General features: G+C 37.0%; 14 protein-coding genes and 2 rRNA genes. 5 read left to right on the plus strand and 11 right to left on the minus strand.

Annotated elements, in window-relative coordinates; all coding sequences use genetic code 11:
* Window positions 1-468: 468 nt before the first annotated feature.
* Together PQ474_RS23660 and PQ474_RS23665 are read right to left on the minus strand one after the other, a co-directional pair.
* A complete protein-coding gene (locus PQ474_RS23660) occupies window positions 469-837 on the minus strand; it encodes a DNA-binding transcriptional response regulator (RefSeq protein WP_273848041.1) in 369 nt (122 codons plus the stop codon).
* 208 nt (window positions 838-1,045) lie between these two features.
* Window positions 1,046-1,804: a LytR/AlgR family response regulator transcription factor gene (locus PQ474_RS23665; protein ID WP_273848042.1), complete on the minus strand. Its 759-nt coding sequence runs from the start codon at window positions 1,802-1,804 to the stop codon at window positions 1,046-1,048.
* 264 nt (window positions 1,805-2,068) lie between these two features.
* Between PQ474_RS23665 and PQ474_RS23670 the strand changes: the two genes are divergently transcribed.
* Window positions 2,069-3,940: an ATP-binding protein gene (locus PQ474_RS23670; protein WP_273848043.1), complete on the plus strand. Its 1,872-nt coding sequence runs from the start codon at window positions 2,069-2,071 to the stop codon at window positions 3,938-3,940.
* A gap of 447 nt (window positions 3,941-4,387) precedes the next feature.
* Here the strand turns inward: PQ474_RS23670 and PQ474_RS26490 are convergent, their stop codons facing one another.
* The 6 genes from PQ474_RS26490 to PQ474_RS23700 all read right to left on the minus strand — a co-directional run bounded on the left by PQ474_RS26490 (window position 4,388) and on the right by PQ474_RS23700 (window position 9,841).
* A complete protein-coding gene (locus PQ474_RS26490) occupies window positions 4,388-4,585 on the minus strand; it encodes a class I SAM-dependent methyltransferase (RefSeq protein WP_337956402.1) in 198 nt (65 codons plus the stop codon).
* Window positions 4,564-5,256, minus strand: a complete 693-nt coding sequence (locus PQ474_RS23680; RefSeq protein ID WP_337956403.1) for an alpha/beta hydrolase — start codon at window positions 5,254-5,256, stop codon at window positions 4,564-4,566. The genes PQ474_RS26490 and PQ474_RS23680 overlap by 22 nt, the downstream gene beginning before the upstream one ends.
* A 248-nt stretch (window positions 5,257-5,504) precedes the next feature.
* Complete coding sequence (locus tag PQ474_RS23685) at window positions 5,505-6,926, minus strand: phospholipase D-like domain-containing protein (RefSeq protein ID WP_273848044.1); 1,422 nt, start codon at window positions 6,924-6,926, stop codon at window positions 5,505-5,507.
* Window positions 6,927-7,299: 373 nt separating this feature from the next.
* Entirely contained in the window at window positions 7,300-8,124 is an 825-nt protein-coding gene (locus PQ474_RS23690) for a histidinol-phosphatase (protein ID WP_273848045.1), read from the minus strand.
* A 564-nt stretch (window positions 8,125-8,688) separates the two neighbouring features.
* Window positions 8,689-8,804 (minus strand): 5S ribosomal RNA (gene rrf / locus PQ474_RS23695).
* Window positions 8,805-8,863: 59 nt separating this feature from the next.
* Window positions 8,864-9,841, minus strand: a complete 978-nt coding sequence (locus PQ474_RS23700; protein ID WP_273848046.1) for a DUF3231 family protein — start codon at window positions 9,839-9,841, stop codon at window positions 8,864-8,866.
* Between the two features lie 248 nt (window positions 9,842-10,089).
* On the opposite strand from PQ474_RS23700, the gene PQ474_RS23705 reads away from it, so the two are divergent.
* Together PQ474_RS23705 and PQ474_RS23710 are read left to right on the plus strand one after the other, a co-directional pair.
* Window positions 10,090-10,338 carry a hypothetical protein gene (locus PQ474_RS23705; protein WP_273848047.1) on the plus strand — a complete coding sequence of 83 codons (249 nt, stop codon included), beginning with the start codon at window positions 10,090-10,092 and terminating at the stop codon, window positions 10,336-10,338.
* A 340-nt stretch (window positions 10,339-10,678) separates the two neighbouring features.
* A complete protein-coding gene (locus tag PQ474_RS23710; protein ID WP_273848048.1) occupies window positions 10,679-10,885 on the plus strand; it encodes a heavy-metal-associated domain-containing protein in 207 nt (68 codons plus the stop codon).
* A 46-nt stretch (window positions 10,886-10,931) separates the two neighbouring features.
* Here the strand turns inward: PQ474_RS23710 and rrf (PQ474_RS23715) are convergent.
* Window positions 10,932-11,046 (minus strand): 5S ribosomal RNA (gene rrf / locus PQ474_RS23715).
* 650 nt (window positions 11,047-11,696) lie between these two features.
* Here rrf (PQ474_RS23715) and PQ474_RS23720 point away from each other — a divergent pair.
* Both PQ474_RS23720 and PQ474_RS23725 read left to right on the plus strand, forming a co-directional pair.
* Complete coding sequence (locus PQ474_RS23720; RefSeq protein ID WP_273848049.1) at window positions 11,697-13,187, plus strand: S8 family serine peptidase; 1,491 nt, start codon at window positions 11,697-11,699, stop codon at window positions 13,185-13,187.
* A gap of 373 nt (window positions 13,188-13,560) precedes the next feature.
* On the plus strand, window positions 13,561-14,187 hold the full coding sequence (locus PQ474_RS23725) for an exonuclease domain-containing protein (RefSeq protein WP_273848050.1): 627 nt from the start codon (window positions 13,561-13,563) through the stop codon (window positions 14,185-14,187).
* Window positions 14,188-14,504: 317 nt separating this feature from the next.
* Here the strand turns inward: PQ474_RS23725 and PQ474_RS23730 are convergent, their stop codons facing one another.
* The gene (locus PQ474_RS23730) at window positions 14,505-15,563 is read right to left on the minus strand and encodes a TRAP transporter substrate-binding protein (RefSeq protein WP_273848051.1); all 1,059 of its coding nucleotides are present in this window, start codon (window positions 15,561-15,563) and stop codon (window positions 14,505-14,507) included.
* A 26-nt stretch (window positions 15,564-15,589) separates the two neighbouring features.
* Window positions 15,590-18,682, minus strand: a complete 3,093-nt coding sequence (locus tag PQ474_RS23735) for an alpha/beta hydrolase-fold protein (RefSeq protein WP_273848053.1) — start codon at window positions 18,680-18,682, stop codon at window positions 15,590-15,592.
* Window positions 18,683-19,503: the final 821 nt, after the last annotated feature.

Here is a 19,503-nt window from a genome sequence, read left to right on the forward strand (position 1 = left end):
AAATTGCTAAAAATTGACGAGAAAATCATGTTTTCTCTTTTCGCTTGGCTTTTGTTCAGTTTTCAAAGAACTACTTGGTTATTAACTAGCGTTAATAACTGTCACTTCGTTAGCGACATTTAACATCATAACACAACGAACAATTCTACGCAATAACTTTTTTCGGAAGTTTTTTTTGCAATTCGTTACGAAACAATCAATCGTTAAAGGCGACAAGTAATACTATAACACACTAAATCATTCTGCGCAATAATTAATTTAAAACCACTTTTTGCGACTAAGTTTATTAATTTAATACATACCAATCACAATAGCAACACGTTTTGGCAATTATTGAGTACATTCTATATACACCTATCAACTAAAAATAAACCTCATTTCTCTCTGTTTATAATCTAGGAAATCTTAAATGCATATAAAACAGTGTCTCCTCCTCCCAAATCCTTACACTCGAACAAAGACACCCACCTACAAACAATCATCCACCATTATTTTAACTTCTTCAATAAAAAAGGGCTTTTCTAAATAACGCTTTACTCCAAGTCTTTCCGTACTAACTTTCATCAACTGGTTGTTCTTACTAATGATACAAATCAATTTAGACATTAATGCCGTTCTCTCTGTACTTAGGATTAAATCTATGAAGTTCTCAAATTGATGATGTAACTCGATCTCACAGAGGAACACATCTGGTTTTAAATCGTTATATGCTGCTACGACAGATTCTGGGTCGCTTATCGTATAAATATGTTCATATCCATCTTCTCTCAAAATGTTTTCAATTAATAAATTTAAGCCCTGATATTCCTGAAAAACCAGTATTTTCGTTGCATTCATTTCGTTTACCACCTAACAGTATTTTCATCTAGTAAACAACTTTATCGAATCCTTCTTATCTTTGTCTAACGTTGGCAGTCCCCTTTCAAGCCTGTTTTTCCCCCTATTACTACTAGCTCGTTCCCTTCCATCCCCTTTTTGGTCCTTTCCAACACAATGAAAAAGACCCGCATGCATACATGCAGGTGTAAAAGAAAACTCAACCTTTCTATTGAATAAGCTTTTGTACTTCACTAATTTTCAATTTGGAAATATGAGCAGCCTTACTATAGTTAACAAAATAGGCTAAGTACGTCTTACCAGATGCCTCAATGCGCAAAACATTGCTTAGATTTACAAGATAGGAACGATGGGTTCGAAAGAAGGATGAATGCTTCATCTCTTTTTCGATAGAATCAAGAGATTCGAACGTGTCATAAACCCCATTCTTCGTATGTACCTTTGTTTTTTTTCCATCCTTTTCAATAAAGTAAATCATATCTATTGAAAGATAAAAAGTCGATCGACCTTTTTTTATTATTACCTTTCCCGAATTCACGGGGCTTAAAGGAGTGATGATTGGTTCACTTTCTAGATCGATTAAATAAACCGCTTTTTGAAGAGCCTCATATAGCCGTTGCTGCTGAATCGGTTTCACCACATAGTCAACTGCTGATACCGAAAAGGCCTCTACGGCATACTCTTCATATCCTGTTATAAAGATACATTTAAGATCAGGAGCGAATTGTTTACAAACTTTCATAGTCTCGATCCCATTTAGTCTTGGCATGCGTATATCGACTAGAGCAATATCGACCTTTATTTTTTGGTTCATCAGAAAATCTAATAATTCTTTGCCATCCTTCCCTCTAAACACCACTTCCATGTTTGGCAAGTAGCAAATAAAGCTCTCTATGATATGCCTAGAATCCTCATGATCCTCAGCAATTGCGATGTTGTATTTCCTCATAACTTGATTTTTAGTCATTACACGTTTCACCACCTGCATTATCTAAACTAGTGAAAGGGTAGCTACTTTAAAAACCCTAAAAAAAACGATTCCCAAGTCAAACATGGTGAGCCAGAACGATTAGAAAATGTATCCATATCATGAAACGTTATTTACAATTTACAACATCTCCTATTATATATGGTATAGGAACATGATGCGCTTTTTAAGAGGAAATGATTAGGAAATACCCGAGCTTCCTCATTATCACTTCAGAAAATACGATACGGAGGATGAACATTTATGGAAAGTAGAGAATCACCATCGGCTGTTCTTACTGAATTTTACACTCTACCACAACTAACAAATAGTAGTTTAATTGAAAATGGGGCTCATATCATTTATATGTTTAATGAGTCTACTAAATATATAAGCAATGCTATTCATTTTATCACAGAGGGCCTGACCAAAGGCCATCTGATCATCCTGATTGAAAGTGAAGAGTTTTTCAATGAAATAAATAAGCAACTCATCCAACAAGGCTACTCAGAACAAGATCTTAAAACCATTACGTATATCGACCAAATGAGACAGTATTCCAACAACAAACAATTCGAAGCCGATCACAGCTTTCAGAGCCTTCTTAAACTTTTAAAACCAACCATAGACCCGTATCGAACAACCCGTTTATGGGGTCAGGTTTTAGCGAAGGACGCCTTACTTTCAGAGTTAAGAAAATACGAGTGTGACTGCGATGAATTTATGGGAGGAGAAAACGTCATATCGGTTTGCGCATACAACGCCCTCTTTACCCCTTCCTATATTCAAAATGAAATGCTCAAAGTACACGGCTATTTCATGACCGATGAGCAAATTGAAAAATCACCATTTTATAATAAAAAGAATCTGCTAGCCATGTCCCCTTCCGAAAAGGCAAGATTACAAAATATCGAAAATGAAAACCAGCGTCTAAAGAAAAAGAACAGTCGCTTACTCAAGGAAAAAGCATATCAACAAGAACGCGAACAGATTCTTTATGAAGCAAAAAGACATGCAGAAAACGCAAATGCGATGAAGACAACGTTCCTCTCCCAAATGAGTCATGATTTACGGACCCCCTTAAACATTATACAAGGGTACGCACAAATTCTGATGTTAGAAGGAAGCCACCAACGTCTTCAAAAAAACATCCAAAAAATCTTTGGTGCCTCAAACGATCTATTAAAATTGATCGAGGAGATCCTCGATTTTTCCGCTATAGAGGCTGGAAAAGTGACCATAAACAAAGAACCAATTCATTTAAAAACGTTTATCGATAACAGCGTAAGTGCAATCTTTGATTTTAACCACTCTGACATTATGATAAAGGTCGATCATATTGATGATAATCTCTACATTGAAGCAGACCGATTACGCTTAACTCAAGTGATCACGAACTTACTCACCAATGCGATTAAATACAATCAACCACATGGAGAAATTTCGGTTTTCATTGATTTTGATGAACTAAGGGAAGAAATTAAAATTCATGTCAAAGATACTGGAATTGGGATTTCTGACAGTGAGCTTCACCTTATTTTTGACCCTTTCTATAGAAGCGAAACTAGTAAGAGCAAATGGAAAGGAACAGGCATTGGACTTGCGATCGTGTCTCAATTGACGAATAAAATGAATGGATCATACGGGGTCACAAGTGAAGAAGGCAACGGCTCCAACTTTTGGGTTTCGTTCAAAGGATTCGCTTCCACTCAACCATGTTTGGTTGCCTTACAACCATCTGCAACACACCAACATCCATCTACAGACGACTTGAACGTACTATATATAGAAGACAACCAAGATAATATTGATTTGATGTCTTCGATGTTACACATTATAACAGATATCCAACTTACTAGTGAGATGACCGGAAAGGATGGCTATCACAAAGCAATTGAAATGCAGCCAGACCTCATTCTATTAGATCTCCACCTACCAGATACAAACGGATTAAACGTCCTAAATGATTTGAAAACTCATGCACTCACCAAGCATATCCCAGTCATAGCGATCAGTGCAGAGGCTCTCGAATCTAGCATTGACCTTGCATTAGAACAAGGCTGCCAGGGCTATTTAACAAAGCCTGTTAATTTGACAGAATTAAGAGATGTCGTGATGCATTATAGCAACAATTGAAAATTTAAATCTTGAGTTAATAGCCAACAACCAAAAGAGCACTGGATTTAATGATGTGACCCCAAAAAATTAGTTTTTCACTCTAACTTTTGAGGTGCAGTACATTAACTCCAGTGCTTTTGATTATTCTTCCACAAAACCCCTCATAATCTAACCTTCTTTGCGACGATCTTACTCATGGCGTGTTGATGTGGTATTCCTGACGATTGACAATCAAAGATCACTTCAGGGCTACTCTCAATGCACCAGACGTGGTAATGAGATAACTCCAATCATAAGAGTAAGGTTCATTTTCAGGAGGCGGCGCTATAAAAGGCTTTTGAACGAATACATTAAAGAAATGCATTCCATCTTTGTTCGTGTAATTCTTATATATATAAGATTTCTTGACGGTATTTAGGCTTAACATAATGCAAAACTCCACTTGAAAAAAGAATGTCAAAATGCTCAGTTAGTCGAAAAAAATCGGAAAGACCCGCCTTTCACATCAACCCTAGCCCCTAGCAGCAAGTTTCTTGTTTTTTCAATCCCTGCATTCGATATATCAAATGCTGTAACATCATACCCGTTTCTTGCGAAAAATACAGCGTCTTTTCCTTCGCCACACCCAATATCTAGCAGCTTTACATGCTTAGTAGGCGGCATGAGTTCCAAAACTCGGTAACAGTCTGAATTAGGTTCAACTCCGTTACTTTCTCTACTTGATTAAAAGCTAGACTAGTATTGAAGAATACAGTTAATTCATTAACTAGCTTTTGAAATACTGGGTGCTCATGGTACATAAAGTCATTATGCTTACCATCTATGATGTACAGTTGCTTCGGTTCACTTGCCGCTTCATACAAGTTAGTTGATTCAGCAAGAGGATGTAATAAATTGTCTTTACCGTGCCCGATAAATAAAGGTACTGAAATATCTGATACACCCTTCTCAGCGTTCATATTCATAATAGAATCTATAAATTGAAGTTGCGTTTGTTTACCAAAAGGAGATAGCGGAACTAATTCCTTTTGAACATAATCGTTTGTTGCTGGGTCTAGAGGGTAATGAATAAATGGATCAGCCATTTGTGATTGGCCTGTTGTCACACGGTGTACTCGGTCGTCTTCTACTGTTTTTACGATTTCCATCCATTCAACATAGGAGTGAATCGATTTTAACCAGCGTTCTCCATCAAAGAAACCATTAAGTGCGGCAACAGCTTTTACACGCTTATCCTTTGCTGCCACTCGAACAACATTGGATCCACCCATTCCCCAACCAATTAAACCAACTTGCTCAGGATTAACTTCTGGCTGGGCTTGTAAAAAGCTAATGCATTGATAATATCCTCCACTTGCTCGTCTAAAAGAACACGCCCCTTTTCACCTTCACTGTTTGCAAGGTCACGTTTGGACCGTGTGATAAATAAGGAATTTACCGTTTAATTTATACAACGAAAATAGACCTATAATCGCCTATATAAGACGCCTCAGTATAAATAGTGCCTGCCTATGGACACAACACCAAAACCAATAGACATTCTAAATAATCATTCTATTTACAGATTACACCTTCAATTGAACTATAACAAATGTTCACTAAAGCGAGTAAGACCTGATAGAACTCGAGTAACCATTGACTTTACGGGCGACACCATTTTTTCTTCAATAAATGGATGATCGCTGTATGAACCATCACTTTTAACATGAAGGCTGTTATGAGTAATAATACGATCAATCTCACTCTTCATCTGGTTGGCAAATGGTTTACTGTCAATAACCACCATTATTTCTGTACTTAGATGTGCACTTCTTGGATCTAAATTAAAAGAACCAACTAGACTAATTCTATTGTCAAATATAAATGATTTAGTATGATACGATTCAGTCGGTCCTTGAAACTCATAAACATTGACCCCTGATCCGACTATTTTTTTTCGAAAGCGTCTGTAGCCAGAATAAGCCATAACATTTGGGGAAGCAGCAACTGAATTCGTCAGAACCTTCACATCATCAGCATAAAGATGTTTCTTATTTAGATGCTTCTGCATATCAATAGTAGGAATAATATAGGGACTTTGAATGAGAATAGACTCTTTTGCTTTCCTCATTAATCTTGATATCTCATACCAAACCCAAGGCTCTTTATTAAAACGCTCAATAGGATTATGAATGAAAGTGACTTTATTAGCTGGCAAAGACCTGTCTCTCCAATTTATCTCCTGTTTAAATAAGTTAGGTTGAGACTCGACCAAGGTTTTAAAAAGCTCTCTTAAATCAGAAAGTTTTCTTTGTCCCATTTTTTGTTGCTTCTTTGTTAAATGAGTAACTGGACAGCGGGAAAATTTATGATTCCAAACATAGTCATAATATTCTTTCACTTTAGAAATGACGCTGTCTTTTAGATTTTCGACATCTGTATTAACAATGACAACATCACGATCATTTGTTGCCCCCTCATAGCCTACGGGAGCAAAATATTTATCACCAATATTTCGTCCACCTATCATAGCGACTTCACGATCCACGACGATAATTTTATCATGAAGCCTGTTATTCCAAGTCCAAGGGCGCCATGCATCAAAAGGTTCGTAAAATTTTAACTGTATATTGGGATGTTCAGAATAAGAATAAATAATGTCTTTCTTCTTTCCCCTCATATGATGAGATAATCCGTCTAGAAGTATTCGAATCTTAACCCCTCTATCGGCTGCATCAACAATGCTGGTATGAAAAATAGTACCTGCTAAACCAGGGCTAATCATATAGTAAGAAATATCCAATGTTTCTTTTGCATTTTCAATTAAGTTAATTCGAGCAAGTCCTGATTCATACCTCTTTTCTACAAGAGCCACTTTATCCTGAGACTCCTTTTCACCAAAAAAGCGTTCAATCTTATGTTCATCTATATAGCGGCTCTTTTTATGCTTGGAAAACTTAAAGAGAATAACTCCAGAAATCAGCACATACAAAAAATATATACCAACAATATAAACGATTAACATGATAAATCCCCCCTGTACGATCCCGTCTTCAACATATTTTTATTCAAACAACATTGAGCTAACCAATTCTTTGAGCGATTTGAGCGATTTTCTTTTATTTGATTTTATTATGCTTCTCATCTCCTCCATATTTTATAAGCAACGATCTAATCATCGTCCGGTGTACCTCTCAAATTTTTTACCCATCCCAAACGAAAACAGCTCTCGTGTTCCTACCATGTTGTATCGCTTTATGTCTGAAATATCCGAGCGACTTGGGATCCACTCATACATAACATTTAGCAGCTATTAATAAAGACAAAACGAAACCCATTCAGTCAAAAAAGGATAGCGAAGCATTTTGCCTCACTATCTCTTTGGATTGTTACTTTTGTTAAATTGGAATCGATTGCTTCTGTCTACCGGAAAAATAATTCAAATTCTTAAAGCCGATTTCTTTTAATCGTTTCTGCACTTCTTCAAACTCGTCCCCTACACGATCAGGATTATGTGCATCCGAACCAAAAGTCACACCCACCTTGTGATAAAGAGCTCTTTCTAAAATGTCATCTGCTGGGTACCAACCACCACAATCCTTTGTCTTTCCGGACGTATTTATTTCGATTACTAATTCGTATTCCCCAATCACACGCAACGTGTGCTCAAGTGCTTTAACCTGTATATTAGAAAATTCTGGATAAAATCCTTTCATCGCATCGATATGACCGAGAATATCACACATTCCACTACGCGCAGATTGCTCGATGAGGTGATAATATCTTTCTTTCGTTTTTACTTTTTCCGTATTTGTTAGCCCTTCCCAGCGACTTTTCTTAAAAATACTTATTTCATCAACATAGTGAACCGAACCAATCACATAATCAAACGGATGTTCAACTAAAATTTGCTTATAAATCTCACTATGCGCAGGGAAAAAATCACTTTCAATCCCAAGAAAAACTTCAATTTGACCAGCATATTTTTCTTTTAAGCGCAAAACCTTTTTTACATATCTCTTAAAATGCGTCTTCGCCATTGTAATACCTGGTTGAGGGTGATCTTCTTCACTGTGAAAGTAAGGTGCGTGATCGGAAATGCCAATCATGTTCAACCCTTTTTCTACTGCTGCTTTCACATAATCTTCAATTGTGCCAATGGCATGACCACACATTTGATTATGTGTATGTAAATCAAATTTCACCGAATTTTGTGTCGTCATAGTGACTCCTTTCGTTAAGAGATCTGTACATAGATTTAGCTATCATGCTAGAAATTCTTCTTTATAAAGTTAACACTATTTTTTGTAAGCACTTTATTATTTATTCCTTTACCTAAGTTCTAAACCCAATACAGATTAGACTTCTTTATCTATTAAGCAGTGTCTTTCTTTACTTGATTAAATGGTACATAAAGTCAGAATACTGACCATCTGTTATTCCGCCAGTATTTTGTTTCTTTTCAGCATTTTTAGTAACACCTTAAATCTTCTTGGTTCATAGGAAATAATGAAAGCTTTCGGTTCAGACTCTTCAATTAGTGGTATAAGTTCGTCTTCTCGACTTCGTTTAATTTCCCCTCTTCCACACAATCACCTTCTAGGTGAAAAGAGATCAAGAAACTAACAAGGCACCAGAGAAAAGCTGATTCACGTAAACCGTTTTTCTCAGGTACCTAATTTCATCGATTCATTTCAAACGAGTTGCTCGCTTTCTCAAAAAAACTTTAGCTCCCCTGCCTTGATTCAACCACAAAAAAAGATCCCTTAACGGAATGCTTTCACTTTGCCTGGCAACGTCCTACTCTTACAAGGGGAAGCCCCCAACTACCATCGGCGCAAAAGAGCTTAACGACCTTGTTCGGCATGGGAACGGGTGTGGCCTCTTTTACCTTTATACAAAAAGAAGAGAGTTGACCATTTTAGTCATCCCCACACTTCAAGTATTACTTTTGAGTGTTCCTTAGCTCTCTCTCACTTTCGGAGGGGACTCGAGCCAACTCTTTTCAATTAAGATATTTGCTCCATCTTCTGCAAATAATTGAATTTCTGCTAAGAATCGATTGTACATGACCCCTAAATCCTTTTTAAGACTGGTTCCCATCCCTAGGCCATAGAAACTCATTCCAACACTTGTAAGTGCATGAACTATGTACATCATTAACTTATCTGAAAAAACAACATGCGTATCTTCACTTATTTCAGAATCCCAATAGACCGATGTAGGTAAGTCATTCTTCTTTAAGTGCGATCCTACAATCTCACAATGTTTTTCTGCAATTTCTTTGCCCCTTATAAAGTATTTTCTAACCTCCTGTGATTGTGCCATCTGACTAAAACCGATTAAGGTGGCTGCTCCCAATGCATTTCTTTGAAAGTTCATATATAAATTTGTAACTTCAGGAACCGTTAACGGTCTTTTATCACCAAAAAATCCCGCTAGAAAATTTTGATGCTCTACATAATCTACTTTGTGTTCGGTTTCAAGATACGCTGACCTAATATAAAGATCTTTTGAAATTAATAAATCTTTAGCCATCTCATACAATTGAACAGAATCTGATAAACACTCTTTAAAAAATTCCGTAGAATCTTGTCGAACCGCAACGGACAAGTTAACGCTGTGCCCCCTTAATCCAATCCGAGCAAATTCATGTATATACTCCAGCATAAAGTTATCAGAAAACATTTTCGGCGCAGATGTTGTTACATCTTTGTCTATTTTAAAACCATGTGGAACTTCATGGCCTTCCTGACTGAACATGGTTTCTATTTTCTTGATATGACTACCAGCTGTATCACGAGCAAATTGTAAGATTGCTTTTACATTTGCATCTTCGACATTATCTATAAAATAACTCAATACACATATTTGGGAACTGTCTCCCATAAAAGTACCCCATAATTGTGAAACTTCTGCTGAAGTTAACTTGGTTTCCATAACTGACCCAACCTTCCATATGTTCTTATAGTGAATTATGCCCTCTGCCACATAATAAATGTAAACTATTTATAAGAACAATAAGGAGTGAAGCATCTAAAACATTTAGAGCTCTCATGTAGAACCCTACCTCGGCAGAATGAAATATTCTTTAATATTATGTTCTTTTTCTCGTCAATGTTTCCACATAGTTCCTTCACATTTTATCTCTATTCTTAAATTAGAAAGTATGAAGGAGATGATAACCAATGAAAGCAATCGTTTTAACAGTCCTAACAGTATCAATATTAGCATTGGGGACAGGAAATGTATTAGCGATGGAACCAGAAAGCCAAAAGGGAAATTCATATGGAATCTTTAATTTTGGACAGAAGTTATCCATGCATGAAGATATGACTGTTCAACAAGTAAAAGAGATGTATGGAACCCATCACGGAACGGCAGGAGCAGCACCGAGCAAGAATTTTACAAAGCACGATTGTATGTTGGAGAATTAAAAAAAGAGGGAGACTCAAAAGGTAGCATTTAGCGATTATTTGAGGCTCCTTTTCTTTGTTTAACACTCAGGCGTTCCACTTACTTTTGTTATCCATACAACATCTATGTAATGTCATCAACATACGAAAAAAATTTCTCATCATTATCAGATCGAATAAAAACTACCATATATAATTATAAAAATTCATATATACAAAAAAAGCATCTCCTTAAAGATGATCTTACTTCATGATTATTTAGAAAGCTTTTCATGAATCAAGATGAGTGAAAATTAATCAATCTCGGTTGCATACAATTAAGTTTTATTCAAAAACTAGAAAAAAAACAAGGAGAGCATTCATGAAACATATTTCTCTTCAAATCGAAAAAATGAGTTGTGGTCATTGCATTCCCGATGTTGTTGAGGCACTGAAAGCTATCGACGGTGTTATTTCAGCAGAAGGAAATGAAAATACCGATATCGTTACCGTTGAGTTTGATGAAACGATGTTAGACATTTCCAAGATGGAAATGGCTGTTAAGGAAACGGGACACTTGATTATTTAATAGCATATAAAATAGAAAAGCATTCCTCAACGGAATGCTTAAATTGGCCTGGCAACGTCCTACTCTCACAGGGGGAAGCCCCAGCTACCATCGGCGCAAAAGAGCTTAACGACCGTGTTCGGCATGGGAACGGGTGTGGCCTCTTCGCTATCGCCACCAGACTAGTATATAAGGTATTTTCTAGAAAATACCTTGACCATCGAATTACCTGTTGGTTCACTTAGTTCACATTTGATGGTTCTCTCAAAACTAGTTAATGCATACTAGAAACATTAAGAATTAAATTGGATCTGCCCTCGACCGATTAGTATCTGTTAGCTCCACGCGTCACCACGCTTCCACACCAGACCTATCAACCTCATCTCTAATGAATTACTCCATGGGAAATCTCATCTTGAGGGGTTTCATACTTAGATGCTTTAAGTACTAATCCTTCCACACGTAGTTATCCAGCTTCTTTATACAACTTTCCATATGGCAGTCAGAGTCTCCATCTTAATAGAATAAAACGCCTCCCCCATTTGATCCTAATTTAGTTATTTTCTATTTTAAAGTATTCAAGGAATCCAGCTTACTCAACCTACATATATGAAATGACCATTTCACCACACCTTATTACTCAGATACTATCAGAGCTCATTCCAATTTCAAATTTATGTAAGCCTTTAGATCGCATTCACTATTCTGATAATTAAGTCTTTCGTTATGCGAAATAAAAACCAGGTTGAACTACAATGAAATCAGTCACTAGGAGAGGAGGATCGAAAAAGGGTTCATATTTAAGAAAAATACATATCGGAAGGGGTCCACTATGAACAGACCATTCAGAAAATCTTTTATTTTTTTCCTTACCTTCGTATTAGCTCTATCTTCTTTAAGTTTTAATGCCTTTGCTAGTAGTACTGTTGAGACAGAAATTGACCCTGAGCGTTTATTAGTCGTTTTTAAGTCTGAAAGTCTACCAAACGACGTGAACGAAATCATATCAGCAGCAGGTGGAGAAATTACGTACGAGGTACCACAAATAGGAACTGTTGAAGTTACAACCGACACTCCGGCTTCATTTTTAAAAGAAATCATGAATAACCTTAACGTCTTATCTGTTGGACCTTCTCAAGAGGTTACACTAGATTTACCTGACTTTAATGAAGCTAGTGAAGTAGCTTCTAGTGAAACACCTATCGCTAACATTTGGGAGTCTGGCTACCAATGGGATATTGAACAAGTTACTAATAATGGCGCTAGTCATGATATTCACAAGGATGCTAGAAATGAAGTTGTAGTAGCTGTCATTGACAGTGGCTTTGATTTTAACCATCCTGATCTCAAAAACCATGTAGATTTAGAAGGTTCTAGAACCTTCGTACCTGGTACTGAGGGAGTTACAGATTCTTGGGATTATAATAGCCACGGTACTCACGTCGCTGGAACAATTGGTGCAGAAGGTAGCATGAAAGGTGTTGCTCCAGGAGTGACATTAAGATCTTACCGTGTTTTTGGAGCAACTGGTGGAGCTCAACAAATTTGGATTACTGATGCCATCATCGCAGCGGCTAATGATGGTGTTGATGTGATTAACATGAGTCTAGGTGGAACAAGGCTACTAGGACAATGGTTTTTTACAGATCCTGAAACTAAAGAAACAATTAGTGGTGGAAATAGCGCTGCAGATTACGTAGCATATAACCGCGCTATCCGTTACGCAGTAAACAAAGGTGTAACCATTGTATCTTCTGCAGGAAACTCTGAACAAGATTTAAAAAGCCCAGCTAAAGTAGCCGAGTGGCAAAACGCTAACCGTAATGATGGTTGGGAAGCACGAGGAGCTGTATTCTTTGTTCCTGCACAAATACCAGGAGTAATTACTGTTTCTGCAACTGGTGCTGGCTTTGGTACAGAAGATCGCTTAGCTTTCTATTCTAACTATGGAAATGGTGCCATAAACGTAAGTGCTCCAGGTGGAGATTTAGGACCTGATCGTGCTGGCGGAAGTAAATACTTAGTTTTAAGTACAGTTCCAACTTACATGGAGTTTGGAGGAAGAGGCCCAGAAGCTGAAGCATTATTTGGTAAAGGATATGGTTGGAAAGGTGGTACATCAATGGCCGCTCCTCAAGTTTCCGGGGTTGCTGCAGCATACATTGCACAAGTACTAGTTGAAACAGGCCAGAAACCTTCTCCAAATCAAGTTCAAACACGCATTCAACAAACAGCTGTTGACGCAGGTCAAACTGGATATGATGAGCTTTATGGACATGGAATTGTTAATGCGCATCGTGCGTTATTAAATAGCAGAAAATAAAATGACGAAAAAGAGCAGGGAGAACGTTAAAAATCTCCCTGCTCTAGTTATTTTCGCTTAAAAAATCACATTAACTTCATTCAAGTACGATTACAATCTTTTATCTCCATGTTTCAGATAACGTCGATATCACCTATTTCGAAACAAGTAAAATGCTCTCACCGATCAATCAGCTCGTTAGCAAGGATTAAGTTAAATTTGAAGAATACACAGTTCGCTCTTGTGCGGGAACGTTTTTTTATATGATTCCACCTCCTACGTTCAAAAGCCTATCCATTTAATATTTTCTATGGAATTCACATAAATCTACGTTATACTTAAATATTAAGAGACTAATTAGAACGTTGATACTTTTTATTTAGGAGGAGTCCGGTTGAATTTTGTTGCGATAGACTTTGAAACAGCTAATACAAATCGTTCGAGTGTTTGCTCGATTGGACTTGTTGTTGTGAGAAATGGCCAGATTGCTGAAGAATACTACCAATTAATTAAACCAAACGATATGTACTTTGACCCCATTTGTGTGAGAATCCATGGGATTACTCCTGAAGATGTCAAAAACGCCCCCTCATTTCATGAAGCGTGGAAGGACATCTCCCATTTACTAGAAGGAAACCTCGTCATTGCCCATAATGCAAGTTTTGATATGTCTGTATTGAGGTACTCACTCGATGAGTGCAGGCTCGAATATCCTTCGTTTTCTTATAACTGTACTGTGAATGTTTCTAAAAAAACATGGCATGGTCTACATAGTTATTCATTGAATGTGGTCGCAGAGCATTTACAAATTCAATTTAAACACCACCATGCACTCGAAGACGCACAAGTGGCTGCGCAAGTATATCTTCAAGCTTGCAAACATAACCATGTTACAAGTCATGAAGAACTCATCGAAAAACTAGAAATTGGTCAAGGAACGTTTTATGCCAACGGTTATACACCAGCACGTGCCAACAAAAAGAAAAGCAAGAATAAGAGAAGTTCGTTAAAAATAAGTTAACCAGAAAACAAAAATATGTAATGAAGGGATGAGCCTTGTTCATTAGCAGCTCCCCCCTTCTTTTGCATCCTTAAAAGAGACCCTTATAGTTTCAATTAATTGATACTAATCCCCAATTTAAGCGCACTAATATGTACTTTTTTGCTTAAATTCTCCCGTCAGCGGGAGACAGATTTTGCATGCCACTTCTTTCTTTACAACACCCCTATAAATTCACACACTAAAAAGCCCAAAAGCCCCTTTCTGTTTGCCTTAAAATAAATTTGTCAAACCATAAAAATTCTCAAGGGGGAGTTCATCCACCTTGAGAATCAATCTTACTTTGAAGCTTCAATTGTCTCAAGTAGTTTATTCACAAAGTCTTCTCCAATTTCAGCAGAGTACTTTCCGTATACAGGTTGAGCCAGTTCAAACATTTTTGCTTGTTCTTCTGAAGACAGTTCAGTAATTGTCATACCTAATTCAATTAATTGTGCAGTTGCGTCAGCATCTTCTTGTTGGTTTAATTCACGTTGGTAGATTTTAGCCTCTTCAGCAGCCTTCTTAACAACTTCTTTTTCTTCATCTGTTAAAGAGTCCCAGAAAGACTTACTAATTAAAAGTGGACTAGCATTATAAATATGCCCTGTCTTTGTTAAGTATTTTTGAACTTCATAGAATTTAGCTGTTGTTATATTCCCAACTGGATTTTCCTGACCATCAACAACTCTTTGTTGAAGAGCAGCAAATAATTCAGTATAGGCTATCGGAGTTGGGTTAGCACCAAGTTCTCTCCACATGTCCATATGAAGATTATTTTCTAAAGTTCTGATTTTTAATCCCTTGATATCGTCAACCGTTTTTACTTCTTTAACATCATTAGTTAGGTGTCTAAATCCGTTCTCCCAATATCCTAAACCAATCATACCTTGTTCAGGCAAGTCACCTAGCAACTCTTCACCAACAGGTCCATCAAGAATTTCATAGGCTATATCTGTATTTGGAAATAAGAACGGTAAATCAAAGACATTGAAACGCGATGAAAATTGTGCGATCGGACCAGTTGAAACAGTTGTCCCTTGGATTGTGCCTAATTGTATTCCTTCAAGCACTTCACGGTCACCACCTAATGAACCATTCGAGTAGATCTCTACGTCTATGGAACCACCAGTTTGTTCTTCAATACTCTCACCAAATTTTACTAAACCCTTTGTTAGGGATCTTTCATCTGGAGTAGCAACAGCCAGCTTCATTATTTTTGCTTCAACTGTTTCTGCTACTGGCGCTTCTGCATCACCGCTCGCAGGATTCGAATTGCTACTTCCTCCGTTTCCACCACCACATGCACCAAGTACAAGTAGTGTGGACATCAAAACTCCCCCAAGTAACTTTTTCATGTTAAATCCCCCTATATATATAAATGTTATTTTGATTTTACCCATTCACGAATACCAATACCTCTTTCTCCGTCAGGAAGTCTATCTTCCCATGATGAATTAAAGGAGATTTCATACGCTAGTTTGGTAGCTGAATGATAAATTGGCGGTCCAATATCCAATCCATCAACAATAAAGTCCTCGTTAGAATATGTCGTGAATTTTAAATGTTCTTCAATCCACTCTTGGCTTCTACCGTTTTCTTCATGTAGCTCTAGTAATGCTTGATAAGCCGTTTGCGCTCTTTGAATTGTGATTGATCGATCATTTAAACCATGATGGAACCAAATCGCTACTCCTGCATCTGCCACTTCCGCTAATTCTTCTTTTAACTCATCTTTACGAGAGTCAGGATATGCCCTTGGTCCTGGATTAACTGCACCGTTAGCAACGATAAATGCTGAAACTAGATCTGGTCTCTTCATGAGTACTTCAAAAGATTTCGCTGTTCCCATAGAGTTTCCTGTTAAATAAACTCTGTCTGTATCAACTGAAAAGTTTTCAATAAAGTACTCATAGGTCGCGATTATATCGTCGGATGCACTGTATGTGTCTTGCATCGATTGAGGAACGGAAGAACGATAATGTGTTGATACAATAATCATATCCTCTTCTTCCATCCATGCTGTCGCTGATTTATCAATCGCTATGCTCGTTCCAAAGTTATCTTCACCATTCACCTGCCAAAAGGATGTTCCCATTCCAGTAAGTGACATCATAATTGGATACTTCTTTGCAGGGTTATAGTTTTTGGGCAGACGATATTTAACCATGATATGATCTTCTCCGCTGCTACTTGGGATTGTTAGCAAATCTTCAAATTCATCATATTTTAACTGAACGGTTTCTTTTGTCATTCCCATTTCTGATGTGCTAGCTTTTGATATGACTTTACCATTCTTAGCTAAAATATCTTCTAATTGCTGTACCGTTGTATTTACATCTTTCTTTAACCAATAAGGTTGGACTTGTTTTTGTCCATTTTCATCATAGTAAACATAGTCCGTCATCATGATACCTACTCTAGAGCTGTCTGCAATCTCAACAATGACATATTTACCTGGCACTGATTTGCCGTCCGTTCTCATTTCTGGCTTATTATTCGTATATACCTTGCTAATCTCAGCAGTAGCCATTGTTTCACCAGATGAGTCAAGGTCCATGATTTCATAGCTTTGAGTAGATAGTGAGCTTGAATCTACTACACTCTCATACTCTATAGCTACAGCTGCAAGTTTCTGCCCAAGCAATTTCATATCTGTTATAGCTTGAGTGCTAACGATACCTTCTGTTTCTTCTGGCTCTTCAGCCTTGTTATTGTAATGACGTTCTCCTTCTTCATCCATCTCCCAGTGCGAGAACCAGTCCTCCCAAAGCTTCCATACTTCTGATACGATAAAATTATGAGCTCTTCCAGATGTTTGAGTATATTGATACATTGGAATGTCGCTGTCATCATACCAAGTGTATGTTTTATATCTATCTTCTGAAGTCACCACAGCATCATCAATGTCACCAAGATCATTTCTATCTAACCAGTAGTTAACTGTATTGTTTGTTCGACCTGGTACAGTATGGTCCCAGCTCCATAAATCATATTCACCAAAAATCAAATAGTTTGGAATTTTGTCCGTTTTACCTTCAACTTCTCTTAAAAGAGGACCTGAAGTGGAACCGACAGCAGCAAAGTATTCTGGCATAATAGCCGTAGCATAGTTTGTAAACATCGATCCTAAAGATTGTCCAGTGAGGTAACGTTTGCCTGGGTCAATGCTATAGTCTTTATCGACTTGTTTAATGACTTCTTCCAAAAATACAAAATCATCTTGTTGATGATCTCTAAAGTTGACATTCCACGTTAATTCAGTAGATGAATTATACTGCTCACTTGGCATGACAAGCATGAAGCCGTATTTATCAGCCACATCCCACCAATGACTTGCATCGAAGAATAACCGAGCTGGTTGAGTATTTCCAGCTAATACAAAAACAGCCGGGATATTTTCATTAGGTGCTGACTCTGGTATGTATACTAGATACTCACGAGTGTAGCCACCTAGATTCATTTCCTTATATTCAACACCGATCGCCTCATGATCAGGTCTTACTCCAAGCACGTTCCCATTGATAGATGTACTATCATAGCGTGTATAATAAGAGAGAAATTCATAGACTTTCTTAGTGAACCCCTTCGTATAAACACTTTTATCATCTTTTTCAAGGATCGCAACTTGTGAAAGAACATCACTATAAGAAGTGACTATATTTTCAGAACTTTGATCTTGTGTAAAAACAGTACCACCCAAGAGACCTTTTGATTTAATACCCTCTTCAACAGTATCATTGGCTTGTTTCCAATAGTCTACGAGATTTTCCACTGAACTCAAGTCATCATTAACGAACCAAGTTGGTACCGGAACCTCACTATAGGAAATGTCTTGATTTTCAGAGAATGTCTTTGCACCCGTCTTAGCAATAAAATTTGAATCCAAATCTTCAGTTTGAATAAAAGCAGAGCTTATTACAAAATGCGGATTTTCCATTGCCCAGGCTTGAAGTGCCGAGCCTCCATCACCATAGCCTGCTAGATAAAAAAGGCCAAAAGTGTTGTAATAAGTAGTATCCCTTATCACATTGAAGGCTTGATTGATATAATCAAGTTCTTCTTCAGCAGAGCCCCATCCACTTTCGCCAGGTTCAAGAATAAATAACCCTTCAGATTTCTTATTAGCTATGTCTATCCAGTCAGTCTTTTGAAGAAACTCTTCAGTAGACATCCCTTCAGGAGCAGCAACGACCGTGAAGTAATCACGGACTGTTGTGTCTGGTGCAACATAAATTTTGACCGTACGTGTATCGTCATTAACGGTGACATTACGGGTAAAATAACCTGTCAGTGGTAACTTGTTGCCGAGTGTGATATCAATAGCCGGCTTCTCCATACCATCCAACGAAACCGCTTCCAATTTTGTGTTTTTAAATAGCGGAGACTGATTACTTTTTCCAGATGACGCAGAAACTGGCACAACACTTCCCAAAAACATTAATGTAGCAATCATTAATAGAAAAATTTTCTTCATGTTCAATTAAATAACCTCCCAATAGAATAATGTCGGTGAAAATCCCGTATGGATTACCATTTACTAGTAAGTATTGTTTTCATGATTTCATTGTTTTATGTTCGTTTCATGCAATCAATGGCAACACTCCTCTCTATTGAAAACGATGAAATTTCCCCCGCAGATCTCACAGATGTTAATCATTTATTATCCGGAACCTCACCTCCCACTTTAATCAGTTCTTTTGCTAGTATAAAAACTTATTCGTTAATACATAGATTCAGAAAACCTTAGCCTTATTTTGGTTCAACTAATCTTAAAAGGAATTGAGCAAGATGATGAGACTCATTGTTTTATATGGGAAATAACTAAACATATAGATCGATCTAATATTGAACAGAAGAATCTTTGATTAATTTTTTATAAGAGAAATTGTTTAACCTGCACGCTTGGTTAGATCGATCTAATTTAGAGCAAAAAATTGTTGATTAACTCTCACCCTTTTTAAAGGAGACATTGCTTAGCTATTACACTTCAATAGATCGATCTAAAATAGTCTATATGGATCTTTATTGCTCAATAATAGGAAAGGGCTTTCAAAACATCGAATTAGAAGTAAATGTCTTTAAATTTAGAATTATAAGGGAATTTTACAATATCTCAATCATGCAAGCAACTTATTAAATCGGGTTAATTTCAGGCAATACCTTTAACTCACTTAAAAAATCTCTTATTCCCTATAATTATCTAATTATTTTAAATTTTATATATTTGAATCAATTTCATAAAGCCTAACTCATGAATCGTACAAGAATCCAATTTTACATTTAACATTTTTAAAA

It is taken from the genome of Halalkalibacter alkalisediminis, assembly GCF_028610705.1.
Classification (GTDB): Bacteria; Bacillota; Bacilli; order Bacillales; family Bacillaceae_D; genus Halalkalibacter; species Halalkalibacter alkalisediminis.